Here is a 23,097-nt window from a genome sequence, read left to right as displayed (position 1 = left end):
GGTCCAGAGATTTGATGCCAATGATCCCGGAGGCCACATGCCCGACACCCTGACCACCGCCCGCCAGTTCATCACCGCCCTGCCGCACAGTCAGGCGCTGGGGATGCAACTGGACGACATCAGCGCGGGCGTGGCGGTGATCTCCATGCCCTATGACGTGCGGTTCATCGGTGATCCGGCGACGGGGGTGATCCATGGCGGGGCGGTCAGCGCCTTGATGGACACGGCGGCAGGGGCGGCGGTGATGAGCCACCCCGAAGCCGGGATTTCCACCGCCACGCTGGATTTGCGCATCGACTACATGCGCCCGGCCACCCCCGGCCAGACGATCCGCGCCCGGGCAGAATGTCACCATGTCACCCGCAGCGTGGCCTTTGTCCGCGCGGTGGCGATGGATGATGACGAGAGCCGCCCGGTCGCCATGGCAACCGGGGCCTTCACTGTGGACAGGAGGGCAGGATGAAGCGGCCGGAACCTGTTCACGTCATCAAGGAGCGGCGCGAGGGGCTGCTCCGGTCCCTGGTCAATGCTGTTCCCTATATCGGCTTTCTGGGCATCCGGTTTGACCGCAGGGGAGACGAGCTGACGGCCATTCTGCCCTATCATGACAGCCTGATCGGCAACCCGGTGTTGCCCGCGCTGCATGGCGGGGCAACTGCGGCCTTCCTCGAGGTGGCGGCGATCATCGAGCTGTCGTGGAGCGCGCTGTGGGACGGGGTGGAAGCAGAAGGCGCCCTGCCGGAGGGGCCGTTGCGGCTGCCCAAGACCATTGACTTCACGGTAGATTATCTGCGCGCCGGGCTGCCGCGGGATGCCTATGCCCGGGCGCGGGTCAATCGGTCGGGGCGGCGCTATGCATCGGTGCATGTCGAGGCGTGGCAAGACAACCGCAGCCGTCTGTTCGCGCAAGCGACCGGACATTTCCTGATGCCGGAAAACGGCGTCGAGGGATGACAGACATTACCCATGGCCGGGTTCTGCGCATCGCGGGGCCGATCGTGCTTGCCAATGCCACGGTGCCTTTGCTTGGGGCTGTGGACACCGCTGTCATCGGCCAGCTGGGTGATCCGGCCAGCCTTGGAGCGGTAGGGATCGGCGCGGTGATCCTTGCCACGCTTTACTGGGCCTTCGGGTTCTTGCGCATGTCCACCTCGGGCCTTGCCGCGCAGGCACAAGGTGCGGGCGACATGGCCGAGCGATCGGCGGTGCTGTTTCGCGCGCTGATCATTGGCGGGGTGGCCGGGCTGGCGCTGGTCGCGGCTCAGGTTGGGCTTTTTGCCGGGGCGTTCTGGCTGGCCCCGGCCAGCCCGCAGGTTGAAGGGCTGGCCGCTGACTATCTGGCGATCCGCATCTGGGGCGCCCCTGCGACCGTCGCACTTTATGCGCTGACCGGGTGGCTGGTCGGGCTGGAACGGACGCGGGGCGTGCTGATCCTGCAACTGTGGCAGAACGGGCTGAACATCGGGCTGGATGTCTGGTTCGTCCTTGGCCTTGGCTGGGGCGTGCCGGGGGTGGCCTATGCCACGCTGATCGCGGAATGGACCGGGCTTTTGCTGGCCCTGTGGCTGGCGCGCGATGCTTTCGGCCCTGCTTTGCGCTCCGGGCTGGAGCGGTTGGGAAACCGGCTGGCGATCCGCCGGATGTTCACCGCCAGCCGCGACATCATGGGCCGCACCGTGCTTTTGCAGCTTTCCTTTACCAGCTTCGTCTTTCTGGGCGCGCGGTTCGGTGATGTGACCCTGGCCGCCAATCAGGTGCTGATGCAGTTTCTGGAAATCACCGCCTTCGCGCTGGACGGCTTTGCCTTTGCCGCCGAGGCGCTGGTGGGGCAGGCCATCGGGGCCAAGGCCAGGGGCCAGACCCGGGCCGCCGCGCGCGTCTGCATGCAATGGGGGATCGGCGGGGCGGCAGGGCTGGCGCTGGTCTTTGCGCTGACCGGGCCTGCGATCATCGACCTGATGACCACCTCGCCCGAAGTGCGCGAGGCCGCGCGGGCCTATCTGCCGTGGCTTGTGGCGGCCCCCCTTATCGGTGTGGCGGCGTGGATCTATGACGGTATCTTCATCGGTGCGATGCTGACGGGCGACATGCTGCGGGCGATGCTGCTGTCGGTGGCCGTCTATGCGGTGGCCTTGGCGGTTCTGGTGCCGTTGGGCGGCAATCACGGGCTTTGGGCGGGGCTCATGGTGTTGAACGGGGTGCGGACCTTCACCCTTTGGCGCCGCCATCCAAAGGTTCTGGCCTTGGCGGCACAAGCCTAGGCTTGCCATCCCATGCCCTGCCGGGCAATGATCCGTCGGCCAAAAGGGGAGAGACATGCGCAAGTTTCTGGTCGTGCTGGACGACAGCCGCGAATGCCTGAACGCGATGCGCTTTGCAGCACTTCGGGCAGCCCATACCGGGGCGGGGGTGACGATCCTGTCAATCATCCCGCCCGAGGAATACCAGCACTGGATGGGCGTCGCAGACCTGATGCGCGCCGAGGCCCGCGAACGGATCGAGGCGCATTTCGAGGTTTTCGCCAAATGGATGCGGGACAAGCAGGGCGTGAACCCGGAACTGGTAATCCGCGAGGGCGACCCGGTGAATGAAATTCTGGCACAGGTGAAGGATGATCCTGAGATCGGCGTCCTTGTCCTTGGCGCCGGAACCGAGAAGTCCGGCCCCGGCCCACTTGTCAACGCGATGAGCCGGAACTCTGGCAACCTGCCGATCCCGATTACCATCGTTCCAGGCGACATGGCGAAGGAACGGCTTGAGGCGATCACCTGATCGACCGCCAGACAGGGCCTGCAAAACCGGGGGTGACCGACTGGCTATAAGCGGGTGCTTACGGGCAATAAGCGGCTGAATATTGCGGATCAGACTGCTGAAAGCCTAGCTGGGGGTATCCTGAAGGAACCTTTTTCAAATGCCATCAATGCCTGACCCGATTTCGGGCCGCCTTTCGGGCGACCGCCCGGAGATTGGCCCTTTGCTTCTGAACGCGCTGGTTGCCACGTATCTGCTGGCTTTGTGCAATACGACGTTCTGGGGGCATCTTTTTCGCATCTTCGCCGGTCAGCCCGTCGCCGCCTGGGTCTTTGCCGGCGCGGTCTGGTGCCTCATGCTTCTGGTGGTCGCGCTCATCGCGATACGGCGTGGGCAAAAGCCGGTGCTGGCGGCGTTGATCGTGATTGCGGCGGTCTCGTCTTTCTACATGGACCGGATGGGCGTGGTGATCGACCGCGAGATGATCCAGAACGCGGTGACAACGACGATGGCGGAATCAAAGCACCTGATCACGCCGCAATTCATTGCCCATGTCGCAGTTTACGGGCTGGTTCCGGCGGGGCTGGTGCTGTGGGTCAAGGTGCGGCGGCGGACGGTCTGGCGGGCGCTTGGCGCTTGGACGCTGGTGACTGCGGGGGCGGCGGCGCTGATGGTCGGACTGTTGTTCACCAACATGAAAAGCTACGCCACGGTGCTGCGGGCTGACAAGGAACTGATGGGGGCCGTCCAGCCCCTTGCCCCGCTCGGCGGCGCGCTGCGCTATGCCAGGATGATGCTGAAATCATCGCAAATCGTGGTGCAGCCGACCGGAACCGACGCCCGCCCCGGCCGCTTTCTGGCGGCGGTGGAAAAGCCGGTGCTGATGGTGATCGTGGCGGGTGAAACCGCGCGGGCGGCGAACTGGTCGCTTGGCGGCTATGCGCGCGGGACGAACCCGGAACTGGCCACGCGTGACATCCTGTATTTCCGGAACGCCACCAGTTGCGGCACGGCCACGGCAACCTCGCTGCCATGCATGTTTTCGCCGCTGACGCGGGACGACTATTCCTACGAGGGCGGGCTGAGCCATGAAAACCTGCTGGATGTGCTGGTCCATGCCGGGTTCAAGGTGGAATGGTGGGACAACAACACTGGCGACAAGGATGTGGCCGCCCGGGTGCCGGTGCGGTTCATGACCGCAGAAGACGGGGCCGAGTTCTGCCAGCCGGAATGCATTGACGGGGTGTTTCTCAAGCCCTTGCAGGAAAAGGCCGCAACGATCGCCGAAAACACCGTGATCGTGCTGCACCAGATCGGCAGCCACGGGCCAAGCTATTGGCTGCGCTATCCGGCAGAGCGTGAAATCTTCTCGCCCGCCTGCAAGACGCCGGAACTGACGGACTGTTCAACCGATGAGATCGTGAACGCCTATGACAATACCATCGCCTACACCGATCATTTCCTTGCGCAGGTGATCGACGTTCTGGCGGCGGAAGACCGGGTTATCCCGGCGATGTATTACATGTCCGACCATGGCGAAAGTCTGGGCGAAGGCGGCATCTACCTGCATGGCACCCCTTGGTTCATGGCCCCAAAGGCACAGACTCACGTGCCGATGGTGGTCTGGATGTCAGACCGCTTCCGTGCCACACTGGGTTTGGACAGGGCCTGCATGGCCAACCGGCTGGAGAACGAAGTGACTCATGACAACATGTTCTCGACGGTGATCGACATGCTTGACGTGGTGACCGGTGCCGAGAATGAGGCGCTTGATCTGGCCGCCGACTGCCGCACGAAGGCGAGTTGAGCCTTGGAGCCCCGGAAACCAGCCCGCACGACCGGGATCGCTCATTTCTTCGCAGCGGCGACCTATTCGCTGGCCGGGCTGCGCCGCCTGTGGCGCGAAGCGGCCCTGCGGCAGGAAGTGGCGCTGATTGGCGGGCTGACGGTGGTTTTCGTGGCGCTGGGGGCGTCAGGGGCGGAGATCGTTGGTCTGCTGGCGCTGGGGTTGGTGCTGATCGCCGTCGAGGCGCTGAATACGGCGATCGAGGTGTTGGTTGACCATCTCTCTCCCGGCTGGTCGCCTTGGGCCAAGGACGCCAAAGACCTTGGGTCGCTGGCCGTGGCCTGCGTGATCGGGGTGGTCGTGCTATATGCGGCGGCAGTCCTGATCTGGTAGCCGGTGGCTGGCCATGCGGCACCTGCATTGCCGTAATGCGGGAATGTAGCTGGCGTATCTTCCGACAAGGCCCATCTTGAACGGTAGGGGGGGCGTTCAAGAAAGGGCCTGACCATGACGGTTCACCATTTCCCGATCCACGGCGCAAAGGTGCTACCGGCTTCGCCAGCCTATTTCACCGCAGAGGGTCTGCTGCCGTTGGTGCAACCGCTGCGCCCGTTGAATGCGCTGGAGCAGATGTATGCCTATTGGGGGTCTGACCGGGGCTGAGCCCGGCCACGAGCACCACATTTCAGACCGCCCAACGCAGGATAGCCGCAAGCGAGGCGCCTTGCGGGATATCCTCACGCCGGACGGCCAGAACCCGGCCACCCGAGGCCAGCACCCGCCCGGCGATTTCGTCAACCACACCGTAGCTGACGGCGCTTTCTTCCTTGTCGAAGGTCGCTACGCCGGTGGTCTCATCCACCCTGCCGGGGACGACCTGATCAATATCGACCAGAAGGGTGTCCACCGCGCCGAAAGTGGCGGCGCGAGCGGCGCGGGCCACTTGGGTGGACGCGCGGCCTTCGCTTTCGCGGGCGGCGAAAAGGTCGTGGAACTGGGCGAGGGTCTGGCCATGCAGCGCATCAAGGATCGGACGGGCATCTTGCGCCAGATCGGCGGCGGATTTGCGCACCGGGCTGGTCTTGATGCCTTTGGCGGCAAGATGGTCATGACTGGACACCGACCGGAACATCCCCAACAGCGGGTCAGCTGCGGCAAGGATCAGCGGCTCGGACCGGCCCGATAGAACCGGTCGCAGCGCCGCGTCCACCTTTCGGCAAAAGGCGCGGAGAAGGACGTTCTGCCCTTCGGCACCACCCTTGCGCTGGGCATAGCTGCGCGAGTTCACATTGGCGGTACCAGCGGCCGAGGCCGCATCCTTCGGCATGTCCGCCACCTTCACCTCTTGCGCGGGAAGGTCTGCGAAAACCTCGATCAGACGCACCTCGTTTTCCGCCAACGCCAGCACGAAAGCGTGCTGCTGCACCGAAACGGCACGCAACAGCGGCTTGATGTGGAAACGGTCGGAAACCTGCACCATGTCGGTCAGGTGGTTGGGCAGCCGGAAAGACCGCAAGGCATCAGGGGTGACGAAAACGGCCAACGAATTGGCCTGAAATTTCCAGAAATCATCGTCGTCCAGAAGATCGCCCACCTGTTCCTCGATCGGCCAGATGGTGCGCTTTTCGGTTCCGACCGCCTCAAGCTGGGCGACGGCCTGCTTCAGAAGGTTGCCAAGCTCGATTCTGGCGGTGCCGATATTCTGGGTTTCGGGCGTGGTGCGCAGGTAGAACGAAACCGAAGCCTCGCCCCGTGCGGCGACAAGTCTCTGAAACTCCGGCGCGGTGGGAATATCGACGTAAAGCATTTTTCACCTCATTCATTGCCTTTCTGACATGGGTGGCACCGGGGGGTGGTTCAACCAAAAGCGCCCTGCGCAAGTGGTGAGCCGCCCAGCCTGCTACCGACAGCAGGGGTTGCACATCTTGACACACGCCAGGTGCAGGCGCATATCCGATAGGAACAGTCGGAGATAGCTCATGTTCATCCAGACCGAATCCACCCCGAACCCGGCCACGCTGAAGTTCCTTCCCGGCCAGACGGTGCTGGAACTTGGCACCGCCGATTTCCCGAATGCGGACGCGGCGGCAAAATCCCCGCTGGCGCGGCGGATCTTTGCTGCTGACGGTGTGACGGGTGTATTCTTCGGCACCGATTTCGTGACCGTCACCAAGGCCGAAGCGGTGGAGTGGCAGCACATCAAGCCGACCATCCTTGGCGCGATCATGGAACACTACCAGTCCGGCGCGGCGGTGATGGAAGGCGATGCGACGGCAGGCGGTGGCCATGCCGAGCATACCGGCGAGGATGGCGATATCGTGCGCCAGATCAAGGAATTGCTGGATACCCGCGTCCGCCCGGCAGTGGCTCAGGATGGCGGCGACATTACCTTCCACGGCTTTGACCGCGGCGTCGTCTACCTGCACATGCAGGGCGCCTGCGCGGGTTGCCCGTCCTCGACCCTGACGCTGAAGATGGGGATCGAGAACCTTCTGCGGCATTACATCCCGGAAGTGCTGGAAGTGCGTCCGGTTGCGGCCTGACAGGGCGGACTGAGGCCATGCTGCCGCTTCTGGCTTTTGACACATCGGCCGCGCATTGCGCGGCCGCTTTGCTGTTGCCGGACCGGGTGATCCTGCGCCACGAAGCAATGGACAAGGGTCAGGCCGAACGGTTGATGCCCCTCTTGGAAGACGTGCTGGCCGAAGGCGGGATTGGCTGGGCAGACCTGAAGGCCTTGGCCGTGGGGACCGGGCCGGGAAATTTCACCGGCGTGCGGATCGCGGTGGCCGCCGCCCGAGGGCTGGCGCTTGGCCTTGGCCTCCCTGCGGTCGGCGTGACCCGGCTGGAGGCGCTGGCCCACGGGCTGCCTCGCCCTGTAACGGTTGTCGAAGATGCCCGCCGGGGTGAGGCCTATGTACAGGCGTTCACCGACAAAGGCGCTGGTCCGGCCCGGCTTTTGCCACTGGCCGAGGTGGCGCTGGTGGGTCAAGTTACCGGATCGGCTGCGGGGCCGGCTGCCATGCCGCCCGCAATGCCTCTGGCCGAGGCGATTGCCCGGATCGGGGCAACTCGGGCCAGCCAGCCCCAACCGCAACCCGCCCCGTTCTACCTGCGCGGGGCCGACGCGGCGCCGCCCTCCGATCCGCCACCGGTGATTCTGGATGCCTGATGCCTCGGGATACCCGCTGCGCCAGACGGGGCGCTGCCCCCGTCGCCCGTTCCGTGCGCCTCCCCCGGGATATTTGGAGAAGAGAAATCCGGGGGCTGGCTGTGACGCCTGAGGCACTCGCCGCCCTGCATGCCCGCGCCTTCACCACGCCCCGCCCGTGGAGCGCCGAGGAGTTTTCAGGCTGGCTGGTCGATCCCTTGGCCTTCCTGCTGCTCGAAGGCGACGCGGGCTTCCTCCTTGGCCGGGCGGTCGCGGGTGAAGCCGAGTTGCTGACGGTTGCCGTTGCGCCCGAAGCGCGCGGGCGCGGGCTGGGACAGCGGCTTGTGTCACGCTTTCTTTATCAGGCGCGGCTGCGCGGGGCGGAAGTCGCGTTTCTGGAAGTGGCGGAAGACAATGCCCCTGCCCGTGCGGTCTATTCCAAGGCAGGTTTCACGGAATCCGGGCGCAGGCGCGGCTATTACCGGTCGCCCGGGGGACATCCGATCGATGCTCTGGTGATGCGGCGGGTGCTGGCGGATGGGGCAGCACCGCCCTCAACCTGACCGGACGGTCAGAATTTCGTGGCTTCTGCGGCGAATATCCCTTGACCGCCCGGAAGGACTGCCCCCAACTTCAATTTGAGTGCCAGTGCCGACTCTCGCCCCTGTCCGGGGCGCTTCGCGGTGCAAGCTGGCATGACGGATAACAACAACCGACCGGGAGCATCCGATGACCTTCATGAAATCCCTTATGGGCGCCACTGCCATGGCCCTGACCGCTGGCGCTGCGCTGGCGGAGCCTGCGATCATCTTCGATCTGGGTGGCAAGTTCGACAAATCCTTCAACGAGGCCGCCTTCAACGGCGCCGAGAAATGGGCCAAGGAAACCGGCGGCACCTACAAGGAACTGGAGATGCAGTCGGAAGCCCAGCGCGAGCAGGCGCTCCGCCGTCTGGCTGAATCCGGCGCGAACCCGGTTGTCATGACCGGCTTTGCCTTCGGTGACGTGCTGAACACCGTCGCCCCGGATTTCCCGGATACCAAGTTCGCGATCATCGACATGGTCGTCGATCAGCCGAACGTGAAATCGATCGTGTTCACCGAGCATGAAGGCTCCTACCTTGTCGGCATGATGGCCGGGCTTGCCTCGAAGACCGGTACCGTCGGCTTCATCGGCGGCATGGACATCCCGCTGATCCGCCGCTTCGGCTGCGGCTATGCGCAAGGCGTCGTTGCAGCAAACCCGGATGCCAAGGTCGTTCTGAACATGACCGGCACCACGCCGGCGGCGTGGAACGACCCGGTCAAGGGGGCAGAACTGGCCAAAGGCCAGAAGGCGCAAGGCGCGGACGTGATCTACGCAGCGGCGGGCGGCACCGGCGTGGGCGTGCTGCAAGCGGCGGCGGATGAGGGCATCCTGTCGATCGGCGTCGACAGCAACCAGAACGGCATGCACCCCGGCAAGGTTCTGACCTCGATGCTGAAGCGGGTGGACGTGGCCGTCTACAACGCATTCTCGGAAGGCACCGAAATGTCCACCGGTTTCAACGTGCTGGACCTGAAGTCCGAAGGCGTGGGCTACGCGATGGATGAAAACAACGCCGCGCTGGTGACTGCCGAAATGCAGGCCGCTGTCGATGCTGCCGCCGAAAAAATCAAGTCGGGTGAGTTGGTCGTGCATGACTACATGTCCGACAACACCTGCCCGGCGGCCGAATTCTGAGCCGCTGACGCGTAACGAAAAGGTGCCGCGCCAATCCCTTGGCGCGGCATATTTGCAGGCGGGCCACAGGCTGCGGGAACACGCGGCGGTCAGGGTACAGCGGTGGGGCGTCAGGGGGGCGACATGGCGGACAGCACACTCGCCATCGAACTGAAGGGCATTTCCAAGGCCTTCGGTCCGGTGCAGGCGAACAAGGATATCAACATCGCCGTGCCGCGCGGCACGATCCACGGGATCATCGGCGAAAACGGCGCGGGCAAATCGACCCTGATGTCGATCCTCTATGGCTTTTACAAAGCCGACGCCGGGCAGATCTTCGTCGGCGGCAAGCTGACCGCGATCCCCGACAGCCAAAGTGCGATCCGCGCCGGGATCGGCATGGTGTTCCAGCATTTCAAGCTGGTGCAGAATTTCACTGTGCTGGAAAACGTGATCCTTGGGGCCGAGGACGGACCCCTTTTGAACACCTCATTGGCCAAAGCGCGCAAAGTGCTTGAAGGCCTCAGCCGCGACTATGAACTGGACGTGGACCCCGACGCCCTGATCGAAGATCTTTCAGTTGGCCACCAGCAGCGGGTCGAAATCCTGAAGGCGCTTTACCGCCAGGCCGATATCCTGATCCTTGATGAGCCCACCGGTGTGCTAACCCCAGCCGAGGCGGACCATCTGTTCCGCATCCTTCGCGGGCTGAAGGATCAGGGCAAGACGATCATCCTGATCACCCACAAGCTGCGCGAGATCATGGAGGCGACGGATAACGTAAGCGTCATGCGGCGCGGCACCATGGTGGCCACGGTGAAGACCAGCGAGACCAGCCCCGAACAACTGGCCGAACTGATGGTCGGCCGCAAGGTTCTGCTGGAGGTCGAGAAAGGCCCGGCAAACCCAGGTGCCGTTGTCCTGAAGGTCGAAGACCTGCGGGTCCGCGACGAGCACAAGGTCGAACGGCTGAAAGGCGTCAGCTTCGAGATCCGCGCGGGCGAAATCCTGGGCATCGCAGGGGTGTCCGGCAACGGCCAGACCCAACTGCTGGAGGCCTTGGGCGGCATGATCCGCGCCACGGGGAAGATCACTCTGAACGGGGCGGACCTGCCCCTGTCCGGCAAGGGTGCCGATGGGCAAAGCCGACGGTCGGCAGGTATCGCCCATGTGCCGGAAGACCGGCACCACCACGGCCTGATCCTTGATTTCTCTGCCTGGGAAAACGTGGCCTTTGGCTATTTCAACGAACCGGAATACCAGAAGAACAGCCTGTTCATGGACAACGACGCCTTGCGCGATGACACCCGCAAGAAGATGGAGAAATACGACGTTCGGCCGCCTGATTGCTGGCTTCCGGCGAAAAGCTTCTCGGGCGGCAACCAGCAGAAGATCGTCGTTGCCCGCGAGATGGAGCAGAACCCGGAACTTCTCCTGATCGGCCAGCCAACCCGGGGCGTCGACATTGGCGCGATCGAGTTTATCCACAAGCAGATCGTGGCCTTGCGCGACGCGGGCAAGGCGATCCTGCTGGTCTCGGTCGAACTGGATGAAATCATGAGCCTTTCCGACCGTATCGCGGTCATGTTCGACGGCAAGCTGATGGGTTTCCGCGACCCCGAAAAGACCGATGAGCGGGAATTGGGGATGATGATGGCCGGGATGGCCGCCAAGGACGAGGCCGCATGATGGACCGACTTCCCCGCTGGGCCGATGTGGCCCTTGTTCCACTGGTGTCGCTGCTACTGGCCGGGATCATTGCAGCGCTGGTCTTGATGGCCATCGGACAAAGCCCGACTGAAGCGTTCAATGTGATGGTCGATGGCGCGCTTGGGTCTGCCTACGGCTGGGGCTACACGCTTTATTATACCACCAGTTTCATCTTCACCGGGCTTGCGGTGACGGTGGCCTTTCATGCGGGCCTGTTCAACATCGGCGGCGAGGGGCAGGCGCAGTTGGGCGCGCTTGGCGTGGCGCTGGTCTGCCTGTCGCTGGACTGGCCGCACTGGACCTTGGCGCTGGCTGCCGCCACGATGGGCGCCGCCGTCTTCGGCGCAGCCTGGGCGGCGATTCCGGCCTATCTTCAGGCCAAGCGCGGCAGCCATATCGTGATCACCACGATCATGTTCAACTACATTGCGGCGGCCCTTCTGGTCTATCTTCTGGTCGACGTGCTGCGCCCCGCCGGGCAAATGGACCCGGCCTCCGCCCGCTTTCCGGTCGGTGCCAAGCTGCCGTCGCTGAACGAGATTCCGCTGATCAACCTGATCTTCCAGAAAGCGGTGCCGGCCAATGTAACGCTGTTCATCGCACTGGCCATGGCTGTCGTCGTCTGGGCGATCCTGTGGCGCACAAGGCTTGGCTACCAGATCCGCGCCTTCGGCAAATCCGAACCCGCAGCCCGCTATGCGGGGATCAATCCGGTTTTCATCATCATGATCGCCATGCTGATCTCTGGCGGGCTTGCGGGAATGATGAGCATCAACAACGTGATGGGCGAAGCCGAACGCTTGCTGCAAAACTCGTCGGAAGGGGCGGGGTTCATCGGCATCGCGGTGGCGCTCATGGGCCGGAACCACCCGATCGGGGTGGTGCTGGCGGCGCTTCTGTTCGGGTTTCTCTATCAGGGCGGGGCTGAACTTGGCCTCTGGACCTCGATCCCGATTGAAATGCGGATTGTGGTGCAGGGTCTGGTGATCTTGTTCACGGGGGCGTTGGACATGATGGTGCGGATGCTGTTGACGCGAGCCTTCGGTCTGTTTCGCAGCCAGAAGCTGGGGGCTGCGTGATGGATTACAACACGCTTCTGCAAATCCTCGATTCGACGCTGCGGCTGGCAACGCCGCTTTTGCTGGCCTGCCTTGCGGGGCTGTTTTCCGAACGGTCCGGCATCTTTGACATCGGGCTTGAGGGCAAGATGCTTGCCGCCGCAATGGCCTCGGGCGCGGTTGCGTTCCTGTCGGGATCGGTCTGGCTTGGCCTCTTGGCCGGGATCGGCGCGTCGCTGATCTTTGCCGGGATCCACGGACTTGCCTCGATCACCTTCCGGGGCAACCAGCTGATCTCCGGCGTGGCGCTGAATTTCCTTGCGGCGGGGATGACGGTGCTGGTGGCGCAGCGTCTGTTTGGCCAAGGCGGACGCACCCCGCCCCTGTCGGGCGATGCGCGGTTCAACCCGGTCACCCTGCCTTTCGCCGAAAGCTTACGCGATGTGCCGATCATCGGCCCGCTTTATTACGAGGTGATCTCGGGCCACTCCCTTCTGGTCTATGCCGCCGTGGCGCTGGTGCCGCTGTCATGGTGGGTCTTGAACCGCACCCGCTTTGGCCTGCGGCTGCGCGCGGTGGGCGAAAACCCGGCGGCAGTCGATACGGCAGGCGTGTCGGTTGTCGGCCTGCGCTTTGCTGCCGTGGCGATCACCGGCGTCCTGTGCGGGCTGGCCGGGGCCTATATGGCCACGGCGCTGCAAGCAGGCTTTGGCAAGGACATGACGGCCGGGCGCGGCTATATCGCGCTGGCCGCCCTGATCTTTGCCAAATGGCGCCCGGTGGCGGCGCTTTGGGCCTGCCTGCTGTTCGGCTTCTTTCAGGCGCTGGCGCTGCGACCGGACGTGGTGACGGCGGTGATCCAGGTCAAGGTGCCGGTCCCCTTCCTTGACGCCCTGCCCTACTTGCTTACCGTGCTGGTGCTGGCAGGCTTTGTCGGCAAGGCAATCCCGCCCCGCGCCGGGGGTGAACCCTATGTGAAGGAACGCTGACCTTCACTTGCAGCTTCCTCTCTGCAAAAATATCCCACGGGGGTGCGGGGGTGTGAAACCCCCGCTCTTTCCACAGCCAGACCGAGATCCTCATGACCGATGCCGCAACCCTTGCCACCCTGATCCGCGCCCGTGCGGGCGATGCCCCGGTGCGCCTTGGCCTTATCCTTGGCTCCGGCCTTGGCCATATCGCGCATCAGGTCCAGGGCGAGGCGATCCCTTATGCCGATCTGCCCGGCTTTCCGCATATCGGCGTGTCGGGCCATAATCCGCAGCTGCACATCGGCCTGCTGGAGGGCGTGCGTGTCGCAGTCCTAGGCGCACGGGAACATTACTACGAAAACGGCAACCCGCGGGCGATGCTCCTGCCCTTGCAGGTGCTGAAGGCGCTGGGGGCAACCGATCTTGTCCTGACCAACGCCGCCGGGTCGCTGCGCCCGGACATCCGGCCCGGCGATCTGATGCTGCTTGGCGATCACATCAATTACAGTGGCCTGAACCCTTTGATCGGCGAAAAGACCGACGCGCGTTTCGTGCCGATGACCGACGCCCATGACCCCGCCTTGCGCGCAGCATTGAAGGCTGCCGCCACGCGGGAGGGCCTGCCTTTGCCCGAAGGGGTCTACTGCTGGTATTCCGGCCCCTCCTTCGAGACACCTGCCGAGATTCGCATGCTCAAGACCCTTGGCGGCGATGCGGTGGGCATGTCCACCGTGCCGGAAGTCATCCTTGCCCGCTTCCTTGGCCTGAAGGTCGCCGCCATTTCAACCATCACCAACATGGCCGCCGGAATGTCGGACGAGAAGATCAGCCACGAACATACCAAGGCCATGGCCCCCTTGGGTGCGGCAAAACTGGAACGCATCCTGAGGGAATTCCTGCGCAGCCTCCGATAAGGCGCATCGGGGTTTGACTTCACCGTCAAAGGCGCGCAAGCCTTTGATGAACCCGCCGCTTTCGCCCCCGATTGGGCCGTTTCGATGCAGCTTTACCTCCCCATCGCCGAGATTTCGGTCAATGCCTTCCTCGTTCTGGGGTTGGGTGGGATAGTGGGGTTCCTGTCCGGCATGTTCGGTGTGGGTGGCGGCTTTCTGATCACGCCCTTGCTGTTCTTCATCGGCGTACCGCCTGCCGTTGCCGTGGCCACCGGGGCCAATCAGGTTGTGGCCTCCTCGATTTCCGGCGTTCTGGCGCAGCTGAAGCGCAAGGGGGTGGATTTCCACATGGGGGGGGTCCTTCTGGCCGGGGGCATTGTCGGGTCTGCCATCGGGGTCTGGGTGTTCCGGCTGATGACCAATGCCGGGCAAGTCGATCTGTTTGTCCAGTTGTCCTATGTCCTGTTCCTTGGCCTGATCGGCGCGATGATGTTGCAGGAAAGCCTGCGCAGCCTCCTGCGCGCGCGCAAGCCCGGCGCGCCGATCCGGCGGGCGCATGTCCATTCCTGGGTGCATGGCTTGCCGCTGAAGATGAAGTTCCGAGCCAGCGGGCTTTACATCAGCGTCATCCCCCCGATTCTGGTCGGCGCGCTGGTGGGCTTTCTGGCGGCCATCATGGGCGTGGGCGGCGGGTTCATCATGGTTCCTGCGATGATCTACCTCCTCGGGATGCCGACCAAGGTCGTGATCGGCACCTCGCTGTTCCAGATCATCTTCGTCACCGCCTTCACCACCGTCATGCATGCCGTCACCAGCCAGACCGTCGACATGATGCTGGCGCTGATCCTGATCCTTGGCGGCGTGGTCGGTGCGCAGATCGGCACCCGGGTCGGCGTCAGGCTAAAGGCAGAACAGCTGCGCATCCTTCTATCCTTGCTGGTGCTGGCCGTGGCGGTACGGATCGCGGTAGACCTGCTGGTGCGACCTGGCGAGCTTTACTCGGTCGCGCCGGGGGTGATGCCATGATCTTCCGCGCGCTGGCCCTGTTGTTCACCCTGACTGCCCCCGCCCTGGCGCAAGAGACCATCGTCTCGGGGCTTAGCCAGAACCGGGTGTCGATCACCGCCGATTTCGACGGGTCAGAGATCCTGATCTATGGGGCGGTGAAACGCGACACCCCGCCACCCGGAGGCGGGCGGCTGGAGGTGATCATCACGGTCGAAGGTCCGTCCACTCCGGTCACGGTGCGCCGCAAGGCGCGCGTCGCGGGTATCTGGGTCAACAATGCCGCGGTCTTGGTCGATTCCGCCCCCAGTTTCTATGCCGTGGCCACGACCGGCCCGCTGGGCCATATTCTGTCCGATACCGAAAACCTGCGCCATGGGATCACCATTGAACGGGTGATCCGTGCGATCGGAATCACCGCCGAGGCCGAGAATTCCGAAGATTTCGTCCGCGCCTTGCTGCGCGTCCGCACCGATGAGGACCGCTACCGGGTTCTGGAAGGCAAGGTCGAACTGACGGAAGACACGCTCTTTCGCACCGATGTGGTGCTGCCCGCGAACCTGACCGAGGGCGAATACAAGGTGCGGCTGTTCCTGTTGCGCGGCAAACAGGTGGTGGCGCATCAGGAACGGCTGATTGGCGTGCGCAAAGAGGGGTTGGAGAGATTCATCTTCAACCTCGCGCATGAACGGCCGCTGATCTACGGGCTGATCTCGCTGGTTCTGGCGGCCTTGGCGGGCTGGGGCGCTTCGGCTGCGTTCCGGCTGGTCCGGGCCTGACGGTTTGCCCCAGAACAGGAACGCTTCGCAAAGCCGCCCAAGCTTAGCCCTTCTTCTTGGCCAGCGCCGCCTCCAGTGCGACGATCCGCGCTTCCAGGGCCGCGTTTTCTTCGCGCGCCTTTTGCGCCATGGCTCGCGCAGCGTCGAATTCCTCACGCGTGACAAAATCACGGTCGGCCATCCAGCGGTCAACCATGCTGCGGAAGGCGGTTTCCGCCTCGGTCTTGGCGCCTTGTGCCACGCCCATCGCGTTGGTCATGAGCTGGCTCATGTCATCAAGGAACTTGTTGCGGGACTGCATGGGCCTCTCCTTCAGCGGTGTTCCCCATATATGGTCCGCACCGCGCCCGACACAAGCGTGTGAAACGGCGACGGATCGCCGCCGGTTGACATCACCCAACCGCGCCGCGACAAGCGGGCATCCCAGTGGAAAGCCTGTCATGATCCCCTTCCCAAACCTGTCCCCCACGATCTTCGAGGTGGAGATATTCGGCCTGACGCTGGCGCTGCGTTGGTATGCGCTGGCCTATATCGCGGGTATCCTGATCGGCTGGGGTTTGGTTTCAAGGGCGGTGCGGACGCCGGGCCTGTGGTCCGGACCCGCGCCGATGACCACCGAGCAAGTTGAACGGCTGCTGACCTGGGTCGTCTTTGGCGTGATCCTTGGCGGGCGGCTTGGCTATGTGGTCTTCTACGATCCTGGCACCTATCTGGCCGAGCCGTGGAAGATCCCGCAGGTCTGGGAAGGCGGCATGGCCTTTCATGGCGGGTTTACCGGAGTCGTCGTTGCAGGCGTCTGGTTCTGCCGGCGGGAAAAGATCCCGATGCTGTCGGTGGGTGACCTGATGGCGGTGGCGGTTCCGCCCGCGCTGATGCTGGGCCGTCTGGCCAACTTCATCAACGCCGAGCTTTGGGGCCGCCCGACCACCCTGCCATGGGGCGTGATCTTCCCGGGAGAGGCAGCGCAGACCTGTGAAGGTGTCGTCGGCCTTTGCGCCCGCCATCCAAGCCAGCTTTATCAGGCCGCGCTTGAAGGGTTCCTGCTGGCTGCGGTACTTCTGTGGCTGGCTTTCCGGCAGGGCTGGTTCAAGCGGCCCGGCGCGCTGATGGGGGTGTTCCTGCTGGGTTATGGCGTGGCGCGCTTCGTCGTGGAGTTTGTCCGCCAACCCGACGCGCAGTTTGTCAGCGCGGGCAACCCTGTCGGGTTCGCGCTTCAGCTTGGCGGATACGGGCTGACGATGGGGCAACTTCTATCCCTGCCGATGATCGCGGCGGGGCTGTGGTTTGCTCTTCGCGCCCGGGCGCGCTGATCGGGGGCAGGATGACCCCGCTGGCGCGCCTTTTGATGCAGCGTATCCGCGACGGGGGGCCGATCAGCATTGCCGATTACATGGCCGAATGCCTGCTGCATCCCGTCCATGGCTATTACACCACACGCGAGCCCTTCGGAGCGGCCGGGGATTTCATCACCGCGCCGGAAATCAGCCAGATGTTCGGGGAACTGTTCGGTCTGGCCCTTGCCCAAGCCTGGATCGATCAGGGGGCGCCCGGGGCGTTCACCTTGGCCGAGGCCGGGCCGGGCCGTGGCACGCTGATGGCCGATATCCTGCGGGCCACGCGGGCCGTGCCGGGGTTTCAGGCGGTGGCACGGGTGGTGCTGGTTGAAGCCTCACCCCGGTTGCGCGCCTTGCAGGCCCGCGCCCTTGCGCCAAGCGGCGTGACGCCCCTTTGGCTGGACCGCGTGGAAGACCTGCCCGAGGCGCCGCTGTTCCTGATCGCCAACGAGTTTCTGGACGCGCTGCCGATCCGCCAGTTTCAACTCGGCCCCGATGGCTGGCGCGAACGGCTGGTCGGACTGGCCGAAGGGCGGCTGGCCTTTGGCCTCTCGGACCCCTTGGCCAAGGTGCCGGACACCCCCGCCTTTCAGACCGCCCCGACAGGCAGCGTGGTCGAAGACTGCGCGCCCGCACGCCATGCGGTTGCCGCGATTGCCGCGCGGATTGCCCGGCATGGTGGCCTTGGCCTCTTGATCGACTATGGCGGCTGGCGGTCGCAAGGTGACACGCTGCAAGCCCTGCACGACCATGCCTTTGACAACCCCCTTGCCCATCCAGGCGAGGCGGACCTGACCGCCCATGTCGATTTCGAACCGCTCGCCGCCCTTGCCCCCGCATATGTCTTTGACGCCCAGGGCGCGGTTCTGGAACGGCTGGGGATTGCGGCACGGGCGGAACAACTGGCGCGCAGCATGACAGGCGATGCGCTGGAAAGCCACCTTGCCGCGCATCGCCGCTTGACCCACCCCGAAGAAATGGGTTCGTTGTTCAAAGTGCTGGCGCTGACCCGCGCCGCAGCACCCCTGCCACCGGGATTTGAAGCCTGATGCACGCGCTGCTGGAGATCATCACCTCGGACGCCATCACCTGCCGCCACGGGTTCTTCACCCGCAAGGGGGGGGCCTCTTCCGGCATCTTTACCGGGCTCAACTGCGGCACCGGATCTTCGGATCAGGCCGAGATCGTGGCGATCAACCGCGCCCGCGTGGCAGAAGCCATGGGCGTGGCACCAGAGGCTCTGGTCACGGTGCATCAGGTTCACTCCGCCAAAGCGATTCCCGTGTCCGGCCAGTTGACCCACCGCCCCGAGGCCGATGCAATTGTGACGGCGACCCCTGGCCTGCTTCTGTCGGTGCTGACGGCCGATTGCCAGCCGGTCCTGTTTCACGACCCCAAAGCCCGGGTGATCGGTGCTGCCCATGCCGGCTGGCGCGGTGCGGTGGACGGCGTGCTGGAGGCGACGCTTGACGCGATGGAGGCACTGGGCGCCCGTCGTCACGACACCGTGGCCGTGATCGGGCCGACCATCAGTCAGGCCGCCTATGAGGTCGGGCCGGAATTTCTGGACCGCTTCCGGGATGAAGACCCTGACAGCCCTAGGTTTTTCGCCAACGGCACCGGCGACAGGATGCTGTTCGACCTGCCAGGCTACGGGCTTTATCGCCTTCGCACCGCCGGTATAGGCCACGCGGAATGGACCGGCCATTGCACCTACCGCGATGCCGCGCGGTTCTATTCCTTTCGCCGCACCACGCATGTCGGCGAGGTGGACTATGGGCGGCTCATTTCGACAATAAGGTTATAATGCGGCCAAATTGGGCATGAAAATGCACCGTTTGCGGCACAGATTCTCCCCACCACCGCCGCAATCGACCTGCACCCTTCAACCAAGGGATGTAGTCATGGACGGGGAAGCCAATGATCATCGAGCTGAGAACCAAGCGCCGCTGGATCGTTTCCGTGCTGGACGCGGTTGCCGAATCGGCTGATACGCAGGTTGACGTTCGTGCCACTCTTCGCCACTCCGTCGGCCGCAGCCAGATGACGCCGGGCCAGAAGGGCTTTGCGATGCGACTGAAGGCTGCGACCCGCCCGCTTGCAGACGCCGCGCGCTGATCCGGCCTAGGCGTTTCTAGCCAGCCGCGCTTCCAGCACATCAAACGGCAGGCCGGGTTCATCCTTGGCGCAACGGATGACAAGGCTGGTCTTCACATTCGCCACATGATCGGCCTTGAGCAACTGCTCGGTCAGGAAGCTTTGGAAGCTGGACAGATCCGGCGCCACGCATTTCAGGATAAAGTCGATCTCGCCGTTCAGCATGTGACATTCCCGGACCAGAGGCCACGCCCGGCAACGCGCCTCGAAGGTCGAAAGATCGGCTTCGGCCTGACTGTTCAGCCGCACCATCGCAAAGACCTGTACCTCGAAGCCCAGTTCACGGGCATCAATGTCAGCGTGATAGCCACGAATGAAGCCCGCCTCCTCCAGCCCGCGCACCCGGCGCAGGCAAGGGGGCGCGGAAATGCCGACCCGGCTGGCAAGCTCCACATTGGTCATGCGGCCATCGGCCTGAAGTTCGGCCAGAATCTGACGGTCGATTGGGTCGAGCTTATGTCCGGCCATGCCTGCCTCCGTTGTCCGACTTACTTACGTTGCACGGCAGGCTTGCGCAATAATATTTCAACATCGCGCAAGAAAACGTATTTCAGCATGCGTTGACACGGCTGCATGCCCGCCATGCGGGGGCTTTCCGCCCCGGCCACAGCCGACTATATCGAGGGCCGAAGCAATGGGGGCGACAATGGGCGACACGCGGCACACTCGGGTTCTGATCATCGGTTCCGGCCCGGCGGGTTATACCGCCGCCGTCTATTCCGCCCGCGCCATGCTTGACCCCATTCTGGTTCAGGGCTTGCAACCCGGCGGCCAACTGACCATCACGACCGAGGTGGAAAACTGGCCCGGCGACAGCCACGTCCAGGGCCCCGACCTGATGGTGCGGATGGAAGACCACGCGCGCGCCATGGGTGCCGAGATCATCAGCGACTACATCACGGGTCTGGACCTTTCCAAGCGCCCTTTCACCGCCACCGCCGACAGCGGCACAACCTATACGGCCGATGCGGTGATCCTTGCCACCGGCGCGCAGGCCAAGTGGCTGGGGCTGCCGAGCGAGGAAAAATTCAAGGGATTTGGCGTTTCCGCCTGCGCCACCTGCGACGGGTTCTTTTACCGCGGCAAAGAGGTTGTGGTGATCGGCGGCGGCAATACTGCGGTGGAAGAGGCGCTGTTTCTGACCAACTTCGCCACCAAGGTCACCTTGATCCATCGCCGCGATTTCCTTCGGGCGGAAAAGATCATGCAGGACCGGCTGTTCAAGAACCCAAAGATCGAAGTGGTCTGGAACCATGAGGTGACCGAGGTGCTGGGCGACGAGACCCCGCTTGGCGTCACCGCCGTCCGCGCCCGCAATGTCCTGACCGGCGAGACGACCGACATCCCCTGCGCCGGCTTCTTCGTGGCAATCGGCCATGCCCCGGCAAGCGAGCTGGTGAAGGATCAGCTTCCCCTGCACAATGGGGGCTATGTTGTGGTGGAACCTGGCACGACCCGCACAGCGATTCCCGGCGTCTTTGCCGCGGGCGATCTGACCGATCATGTCTACCGCCAGGCTGTCACCAGCGCCGGAATGGGCTGCATGGCGGCACTGGACGCGGAAAAGTTTCTGGCCGGTCACTGACCCCACAAAACGGAGCGCCTTACGGCGCGAAGCCCTGTTCTCTTGCCCCCGCGCCAGAAGGCGCGTGGACAAGGCTGACGAGGGGCGCCGCCCCTCGAACTCCCCGGGATACTTGAGCAGAGAGGAAGCCCCTTGCGCTTGCTTGGCTTCCTCTCTGCTCAAATATCCCACCGGGGCGCGGGGGTGTGAAACCCCCGCTGCGCGAGCCGGTTGCGCGCCCTTCGCGCGCAGAGGACGAGAAAGAGGCTTGCACGCAAGCGCTCCTTTCCTGAGCCGCAGAGGTCAGCGCAGCCGCTGGCCTGTGTGGTCAAAGACCATCGCGTCCTTGCCGTCAAAGCCAAGGCCCACCATCGCGCCCGGTTCAAGGCTGATCTGGTCATGGCGTTCCACGATCAGCTTTTCCCCCGATGGTGCGGTCAGGTGGACGTAGGACACCCCGCCCAGAGCCTCGGTCAGTTCGACCCGGTGTGTGCTGCCAGCAGGCTCGATCTTCAGATGCTGGGGCCGCAGGCCAACGGACACTTCAGCCCCTTTGCCCGGCAAGGCGGCCTCGGTGGCAAGGGGTTGGCCCAGCCCCGTCGCAACCACGACGCCCGAGGCCTCGACCGTGCCAGAGACAAAGTTCATCGCCGGGCTGCCGATGAAGCCGGCGACGAACTTGTTGTCTGGGTCATTGTAAAGATCGAGTGGCCGCCCCACCTGTTCGACCCTTCCCGCACGCAGTACCACGATCTTGTCGGCAAGGGTCATCGCCTCGACCTGATCGTGGGTCACATAGATCATCGTCGCGCCGATTTCGCGGTGCAGGCGGGCGATTTCCACCCGCATTTCCACCCGCAGTTCAGCATCGAGGTTTGACAGTGGTTCGTCGAACAAGAACACTTCCGGCCCGCGCACGATGGCGCGGCCAATGGCGACGCGCTGGCGTTGCCCGCCGGACAGGGCCTTGGGTTTGCGCGCAAGATAGTCGTCCAGCTTCAGGATCCGGCTGGCTTCCTTGACCTTGGACGCGATCTCGGCCTTCGGGTGGCCGGTCATCTTCAGGCCAAAGCCCATGTTTTCCGCTACCGTCATATGGGGATAAAGCGCGTAAGTCTGGAACACCATCGCCACCCCGCGTTCGCTGGGGTCAGCCTTGGTCACATCGCGGCTGCCGATCTGGATCTTGCCGCCGGACGTTTCTTCCAGCCCCGCGACCATGCGCAGAAGCGTGGATTTCCCGCAGCCTGATGGCCCGACGAAGACGCAGAACTCGCCATCCTCGACGCGCAGATCGACCCCGTGGATCACCTGCACGTCGCCGTATCTTTTTGTCACCTTGTCCAGCGTCACGCCTGTCATTGTCGGTTTCCTCCCCCTAATTCTGTTCCGGAAAGCGCCAGCTTTCCGCTTCGGCGGCGATCTTCGCCGCGATGTCCTTGATCAGTCCGGCCTGCCCCTCCAGCGCCTCCAGCGTCGTGCGCGCTGTGGTCGAGGTCACAGACAACGCGCCCAGTACCCGGCCTGACCGGGAAAGGATCGGCACCGCACAGCAGATGATTCCCTGTTCATGCTCTTCGCGGTCGAAGGCATGCCCCCGGGCGCGAATCGCCTGAAGCTCGGCCACCAGCTTTTCGGGCGTGTCGAGGGTCTGATCGGTGTGACGCAGGAAACTCTGCCGGGCGATGACCTGTTCAAGAGCCTCGGGCGACAGCCACGCCATCATGGCCTTGCCGACCCCGGTGCAATAGGCCGGGCCCACCTTGCCGGCCTGGGCGAACATCTCGACCGGCTTCGCGGCATTGCGTTTGTCGACGTAAAGCACCTGGCCAAGGTCCATCTGGGCAAGGTGGATCGTCTCGCCGGTTTTTTCAGCCAATTCATCAAGATAGGGCCGCGCGATCGGGGCAAGTGAAGACTGCGCCCAAGCCGCATGTGCCAGCCGGACCAGCCGCACACCCAGCGCGTAGGTGCCTTGATCGGGGTCCAGCGTCAGCATGCCCTGATGCGTCAGCGTCTGCAAAAGCCGGTAGAGCGTGGCCTTGGGATAATCGGCCTGTGCCAGAAGATCGGAAAAGCGCACCGGGCGGCCATGGCGTGCCACCATGTCCAGCACATCCAGCGCCTTGCCGACCGTGCCATCCGCATGTCCCTCGGCGCCCATGGCCCCCCTCCTGCAACGTGGTTGTTGACAGGGATAACGATAGCCGACATAGTTTTCAATATTCAAGACTAAG

General features: G+C 64.0%; 27 protein-coding genes. 22 read left to right on the top strand and 5 right to left on the bottom strand.

Annotated features, from left to right (window positions below; genetic code table 11):
* Nucleotides 1-37: 37 nt before the first annotated feature.
* From QUV21_RS15730 to QUV21_RS15700, 7 genes are all read left to right on the top strand, one after another.
* Nucleotides 38-463, top strand: a complete 426-nt coding sequence (locus tag QUV21_RS15730) for a PaaI family thioesterase (RefSeq protein ID WP_300856205.1) — start codon at nucleotides 38-40, stop codon at nucleotides 461-463.
* Nucleotides 460-954, top strand: coding sequence for a PaaI family thioesterase (locus QUV21_RS15725; protein ID WP_300856204.1), 495 nt, complete (start codon nucleotides 460-462; stop codon nucleotides 952-954). The genes QUV21_RS15730 and QUV21_RS15725 overlap by 4 nt, the downstream gene beginning before the upstream one ends.
* Nucleotides 951-2,261: an MATE family efflux transporter gene (locus QUV21_RS15720; RefSeq protein WP_300856203.1), complete on the top strand. Its 1,311-nt coding sequence runs from the start codon at nucleotides 951-953 to the stop codon at nucleotides 2,259-2,261. The genes QUV21_RS15725 and QUV21_RS15720 overlap by 4 nt, the downstream gene beginning before the upstream one ends.
* A gap of 55 nt (nucleotides 2,262-2,316) precedes the next feature.
* Nucleotides 2,317-2,772 carry a universal stress protein gene (locus tag QUV21_RS15715; protein ID WP_300856202.1) on the top strand — a complete coding sequence of 152 codons (456 nt, stop codon included), beginning with the start codon at nucleotides 2,317-2,319 and terminating at the stop codon, nucleotides 2,770-2,772.
* 139 nt (nucleotides 2,773-2,911) lie between these two features.
* On the top strand, nucleotides 2,912-4,558 hold the full coding sequence (locus QUV21_RS15710) for a phosphoethanolamine--lipid A transferase (RefSeq protein WP_300856201.1): 1,647 nt from the start codon (nucleotides 2,912-2,914) through the stop codon (nucleotides 4,556-4,558).
* A 3-nt stretch (nucleotides 4,559-4,561) separates the two neighbouring features.
* On the top strand, nucleotides 4,562-4,930 hold the full coding sequence (locus tag QUV21_RS15705; protein WP_300856199.1) for a diacylglycerol kinase: 369 nt from the start codon (nucleotides 4,562-4,564) through the stop codon (nucleotides 4,928-4,930).
* 114 nt (nucleotides 4,931-5,044) lie between these two features.
* On the top strand, nucleotides 5,045-5,200 hold the full coding sequence (locus QUV21_RS15700; RefSeq protein WP_300856198.1) for a hypothetical protein: 156 nt from the start codon (nucleotides 5,045-5,047) through the stop codon (nucleotides 5,198-5,200).
* A 22-nt stretch (nucleotides 5,201-5,222) separates the two neighbouring features.
* Here the strand turns inward: QUV21_RS15700 and QUV21_RS15695 are convergent, their stop codons facing one another.
* Nucleotides 5,223-6,344: a hypothetical protein gene (locus tag QUV21_RS15695; protein WP_300856197.1), complete on the bottom strand. Its 1,122-nt coding sequence runs from the start codon at nucleotides 6,342-6,344 to the stop codon at nucleotides 5,223-5,225.
* 172 nt (nucleotides 6,345-6,516) lie between these two features.
* Between QUV21_RS15695 and QUV21_RS15690 the strand changes: the two genes are divergently transcribed.
* From QUV21_RS15690 to QUV21_RS15645, 10 genes are all read left to right on the top strand, one after another.
* The gene (locus tag QUV21_RS15690) at nucleotides 6,517-7,080 is read left to right on the top strand and encodes a NifU family protein (protein ID WP_300856196.1); all 564 of its coding nucleotides are present in this window, start codon (nucleotides 6,517-6,519) and stop codon (nucleotides 7,078-7,080) included.
* 17 nt (nucleotides 7,081-7,097) lie between these two features.
* On the top strand, nucleotides 7,098-7,709 hold the full coding sequence (gene tsaB, locus QUV21_RS15685) for a tRNA (adenosine(37)-N6)-threonylcarbamoyltransferase complex dimerization subunit type 1 TsaB (protein WP_300856195.1): 612 nt from the start codon (nucleotides 7,098-7,100) through the stop codon (nucleotides 7,707-7,709).
* Between the two features lie 101 nt (nucleotides 7,710-7,810).
* Nucleotides 7,811-8,251 carry a ribosomal protein S18-alanine N-acetyltransferase gene (rimI, locus tag QUV21_RS15680; protein WP_300856193.1) on the top strand — a complete coding sequence of 147 codons (441 nt, stop codon included), beginning with the start codon at nucleotides 7,811-7,813 and terminating at the stop codon, nucleotides 8,249-8,251.
* A gap of 166 nt (nucleotides 8,252-8,417) precedes the next feature.
* Complete coding sequence (locus tag QUV21_RS15675; protein ID WP_300856192.1) at nucleotides 8,418-9,410, top strand: BMP family ABC transporter substrate-binding protein; 993 nt, start codon at nucleotides 8,418-8,420, stop codon at nucleotides 9,408-9,410.
* A gap of 123 nt (nucleotides 9,411-9,533) precedes the next feature.
* A complete protein-coding gene (locus tag QUV21_RS15670; protein ID WP_300856191.1) occupies nucleotides 9,534-11,078 on the top strand; it encodes an ABC transporter ATP-binding protein in 1,545 nt (514 codons plus the stop codon).
* The gene (locus QUV21_RS15665) at nucleotides 11,078-12,178 is read left to right on the top strand and encodes an ABC transporter permease (protein WP_300856397.1); all 1,101 of its coding nucleotides are present in this window, start codon (nucleotides 11,078-11,080) and stop codon (nucleotides 12,176-12,178) included. Before QUV21_RS15670 ends, QUV21_RS15665 begins: the two co-directional genes overlap by 1 nt.
* Entirely contained in the window at nucleotides 12,178-13,146 is a 969-nt protein-coding gene (locus QUV21_RS15660; RefSeq protein WP_300856190.1) for an ABC transporter permease, read from the top strand. Before QUV21_RS15665 ends, QUV21_RS15660 begins: the two co-directional genes overlap by 1 nt.
* Before the next feature lie 92 nt (nucleotides 13,147-13,238).
* Nucleotides 13,239-14,042 (top strand): purine-nucleoside phosphorylase, encoded by an 804-nt coding sequence (locus tag QUV21_RS15655; RefSeq protein ID WP_300856189.1) that lies wholly within the window; start codon nucleotides 13,239-13,241, stop codon nucleotides 14,040-14,042.
* A gap of 84 nt (nucleotides 14,043-14,126) precedes the next feature.
* Nucleotides 14,127-15,047: a sulfite exporter TauE/SafE family protein gene (locus tag QUV21_RS15650; protein ID WP_300856187.1), complete on the top strand. Its 921-nt coding sequence runs from the start codon at nucleotides 14,127-14,129 to the stop codon at nucleotides 15,045-15,047.
* Nucleotides 15,047-15,805, top strand: a complete 759-nt coding sequence (locus QUV21_RS15645) for a TIGR02186 family protein (protein WP_300856396.1) — start codon at nucleotides 15,047-15,049, stop codon at nucleotides 15,803-15,805. Before QUV21_RS15650 ends, QUV21_RS15645 begins: the two co-directional genes overlap by 1 nt.
* Nucleotides 15,806-15,848: 43 nt before the next feature.
* On the opposite strand, the gene QUV21_RS15640 is transcribed toward QUV21_RS15645, so the two are convergent.
* Nucleotides 15,849-16,106 (bottom strand): accessory factor UbiK family protein, encoded by a 258-nt coding sequence (locus QUV21_RS15640; protein ID WP_300856186.1) that lies wholly within the window; start codon nucleotides 16,104-16,106, stop codon nucleotides 15,849-15,851.
* A 139-nt stretch (nucleotides 16,107-16,245) separates the two neighbouring features.
* Between QUV21_RS15640 and lgt the strand changes: the two genes are divergently transcribed.
* The 4 genes from lgt to QUV21_RS15620 all read left to right on the top strand — a co-directional run bounded on the left by lgt (nucleotide 16,246) and on the right by QUV21_RS15620 (nucleotide 19,257).
* Nucleotides 16,246-17,115, top strand: coding sequence for a prolipoprotein diacylglyceryl transferase (lgt, locus tag QUV21_RS15635; RefSeq protein WP_300856184.1), 870 nt, complete (start codon nucleotides 16,246-16,248; stop codon nucleotides 17,113-17,115).
* A gap of 11 nt (nucleotides 17,116-17,126) precedes the next feature.
* A complete protein-coding gene (locus tag QUV21_RS15630; protein ID WP_300856183.1) occupies nucleotides 17,127-18,188 on the top strand; it encodes an SAM-dependent methyltransferase in 1,062 nt (353 codons plus the stop codon).
* An 8-nt stretch (nucleotides 18,189-18,196) separates the two neighbouring features.
* Complete coding sequence (gene pgeF, locus QUV21_RS15625) at nucleotides 18,197-18,946, top strand: peptidoglycan editing factor PgeF (RefSeq protein WP_300856394.1); 750 nt, start codon at nucleotides 18,197-18,199, stop codon at nucleotides 18,944-18,946.
* A 113-nt stretch (nucleotides 18,947-19,059) separates the two neighbouring features.
* Nucleotides 19,060-19,257 (top strand): hypothetical protein, encoded by a 198-nt coding sequence (locus QUV21_RS15620; RefSeq protein WP_300856182.1) that lies wholly within the window; start codon nucleotides 19,060-19,062, stop codon nucleotides 19,255-19,257.
* A 6-nt stretch (nucleotides 19,258-19,263) separates the two neighbouring features.
* On the opposite strand, the gene QUV21_RS15615 is transcribed toward QUV21_RS15620, so the two are convergent.
* Nucleotides 19,264-19,764 (bottom strand): Lrp/AsnC family transcriptional regulator, encoded by a 501-nt coding sequence (locus tag QUV21_RS15615; RefSeq protein WP_300856181.1) that lies wholly within the window; start codon nucleotides 19,762-19,764, stop codon nucleotides 19,264-19,266.
* 178 nt (nucleotides 19,765-19,942) lie between these two features.
* Here QUV21_RS15615 and trxB point away from each other — a divergent pair, with 178 nt between their 5' ends.
* Entirely contained in the window at nucleotides 19,943-20,881 is a 939-nt protein-coding gene (trxB, locus tag QUV21_RS15610; RefSeq protein ID WP_300856180.1) for a thioredoxin-disulfide reductase, read from the top strand.
* A 282-nt stretch (nucleotides 20,882-21,163) separates the two neighbouring features.
* Here trxB and ugpC read toward each other — a convergent pair whose 3' ends face one another.
* A complete protein-coding gene (gene ugpC / locus QUV21_RS15605; RefSeq protein ID WP_300856179.1) occupies nucleotides 21,164-22,222 on the bottom strand; it encodes a sn-glycerol-3-phosphate ABC transporter ATP-binding protein UgpC in 1,059 nt (352 codons plus the stop codon).
* Nucleotides 22,223-22,238: 16 nt separating this feature from the next.
* Complete coding sequence (locus tag QUV21_RS15600) at nucleotides 22,239-23,024, bottom strand: IclR family transcriptional regulator (RefSeq protein WP_300856178.1); 786 nt, start codon at nucleotides 23,022-23,024, stop codon at nucleotides 22,239-22,241.
* Nucleotides 23,025-23,097 lie beyond the last annotated feature (73 nt).

Source organism: Tabrizicola sp., assembly GCF_030373185.1.
Classification (GTDB): Bacteria; Pseudomonadota; Alphaproteobacteria; order Rhodobacterales; family Rhodobacteraceae; genus Tabrizicola.
The sequence above is the reverse complement of the archived record's forward strand: the minus strand, read 5'-3'. Positions and strand labels throughout refer to the sequence as shown.

Coding starts and splice junctions, on each gene's coding strand:
- QUV21_RS15670 (WP_300856191.1), top strand. CDS start 9,534: ATGGCGGACAGCACACTCGCCATCGAACTGAAGGGCATTTCCAAGGCC.
- QUV21_RS15710 (WP_300856201.1), top strand. CDS start 2,912: ATGCCATCAATGCCTGACCCGATTTCGGGCCGCCTTTCGGGCGACCGC.
- QUV21_RS15695 (WP_300856197.1), bottom strand. CDS start 6,344: ATGCTTTACGTCGATATTCCCACCGCGCCGGAGTTTCAGAGACTTGTC.
- QUV21_RS15730 (WP_300856205.1), top strand. CDS start 38: ATGCCCGACACCCTGACCACCGCCCGCCAGTTCATCACCGCCCTGCCG.
- trxB (WP_300856180.1), top strand. CDS start 19,943: ATGGGCGACACGCGGCACACTCGGGTTCTGATCATCGGTTCCGGCCCG.
- QUV21_RS15640 (WP_300856186.1), bottom strand. CDS start 16,106: ATGCAGTCCCGCAACAAGTTCCTTGATGACATGAGCCAGCTCATGACC.
- ugpC (WP_300856179.1), bottom strand. CDS start 22,222: ATGACAGGCGTGACGCTGGACAAGGTGACAAAAAGATACGGCGACGTG.
- QUV21_RS15600 (WP_300856178.1), bottom strand. CDS start 23,024: ATGGGCGCCGAGGGACATGCGGATGGCACGGTCGGCAAGGCGCTGGAT.
- QUV21_RS15700 (WP_300856198.1), top strand. CDS start 5,045: ATGACGGTTCACCATTTCCCGATCCACGGCGCAAAGGTGCTACCGGCT.
- QUV21_RS15675 (WP_300856192.1), top strand. CDS start 8,418: ATGACCTTCATGAAATCCCTTATGGGCGCCACTGCCATGGCCCTGACC.
- QUV21_RS15655 (WP_300856189.1), top strand. CDS start 13,239: ATGACCGATGCCGCAACCCTTGCCACCCTGATCCGCGCCCGTGCGGGC.
- QUV21_RS15615 (WP_300856181.1), bottom strand. CDS start 19,764: ATGGCCGGACATAAGCTCGACCCAATCGACCGTCAGATTCTGGCCGAA.
- tsaB (WP_300856195.1), top strand. CDS start 7,098: ATGCTGCCGCTTCTGGCTTTTGACACATCGGCCGCGCATTGCGCGGCC.
- QUV21_RS15650 (WP_300856187.1), top strand. CDS start 14,127: ATGCAGCTTTACCTCCCCATCGCCGAGATTTCGGTCAATGCCTTCCTC.
- QUV21_RS15690 (WP_300856196.1), top strand. CDS start 6,517: ATGTTCATCCAGACCGAATCCACCCCGAACCCGGCCACGCTGAAGTTC.
- QUV21_RS15660 (WP_300856190.1), top strand. CDS start 12,178: ATGGATTACAACACGCTTCTGCAAATCCTCGATTCGACGCTGCGGCTG.
- QUV21_RS15725 (WP_300856204.1), top strand. CDS start 460: ATGAAGCGGCCGGAACCTGTTCACGTCATCAAGGAGCGGCGCGAGGGG.
- QUV21_RS15630 (WP_300856183.1), top strand. CDS start 17,127: ATGACCCCGCTGGCGCGCCTTTTGATGCAGCGTATCCGCGACGGGGGG.
- QUV21_RS15720 (WP_300856203.1), top strand. CDS start 951: ATGACAGACATTACCCATGGCCGGGTTCTGCGCATCGCGGGGCCGATC.
- QUV21_RS15665 (WP_300856397.1), top strand. CDS start 11,078: ATGGACCGACTTCCCCGCTGGGCCGATGTGGCCCTTGTTCCACTGGTG.
- lgt (WP_300856184.1), top strand. CDS start 16,246: ATGATCCCCTTCCCAAACCTGTCCCCCACGATCTTCGAGGTGGAGATA.
- QUV21_RS15620 (WP_300856182.1), top strand. CDS start 19,060: ATGATCATCGAGCTGAGAACCAAGCGCCGCTGGATCGTTTCCGTGCTG.
- QUV21_RS15715 (WP_300856202.1), top strand. CDS start 2,317: ATGCGCAAGTTTCTGGTCGTGCTGGACGACAGCCGCGAATGCCTGAAC.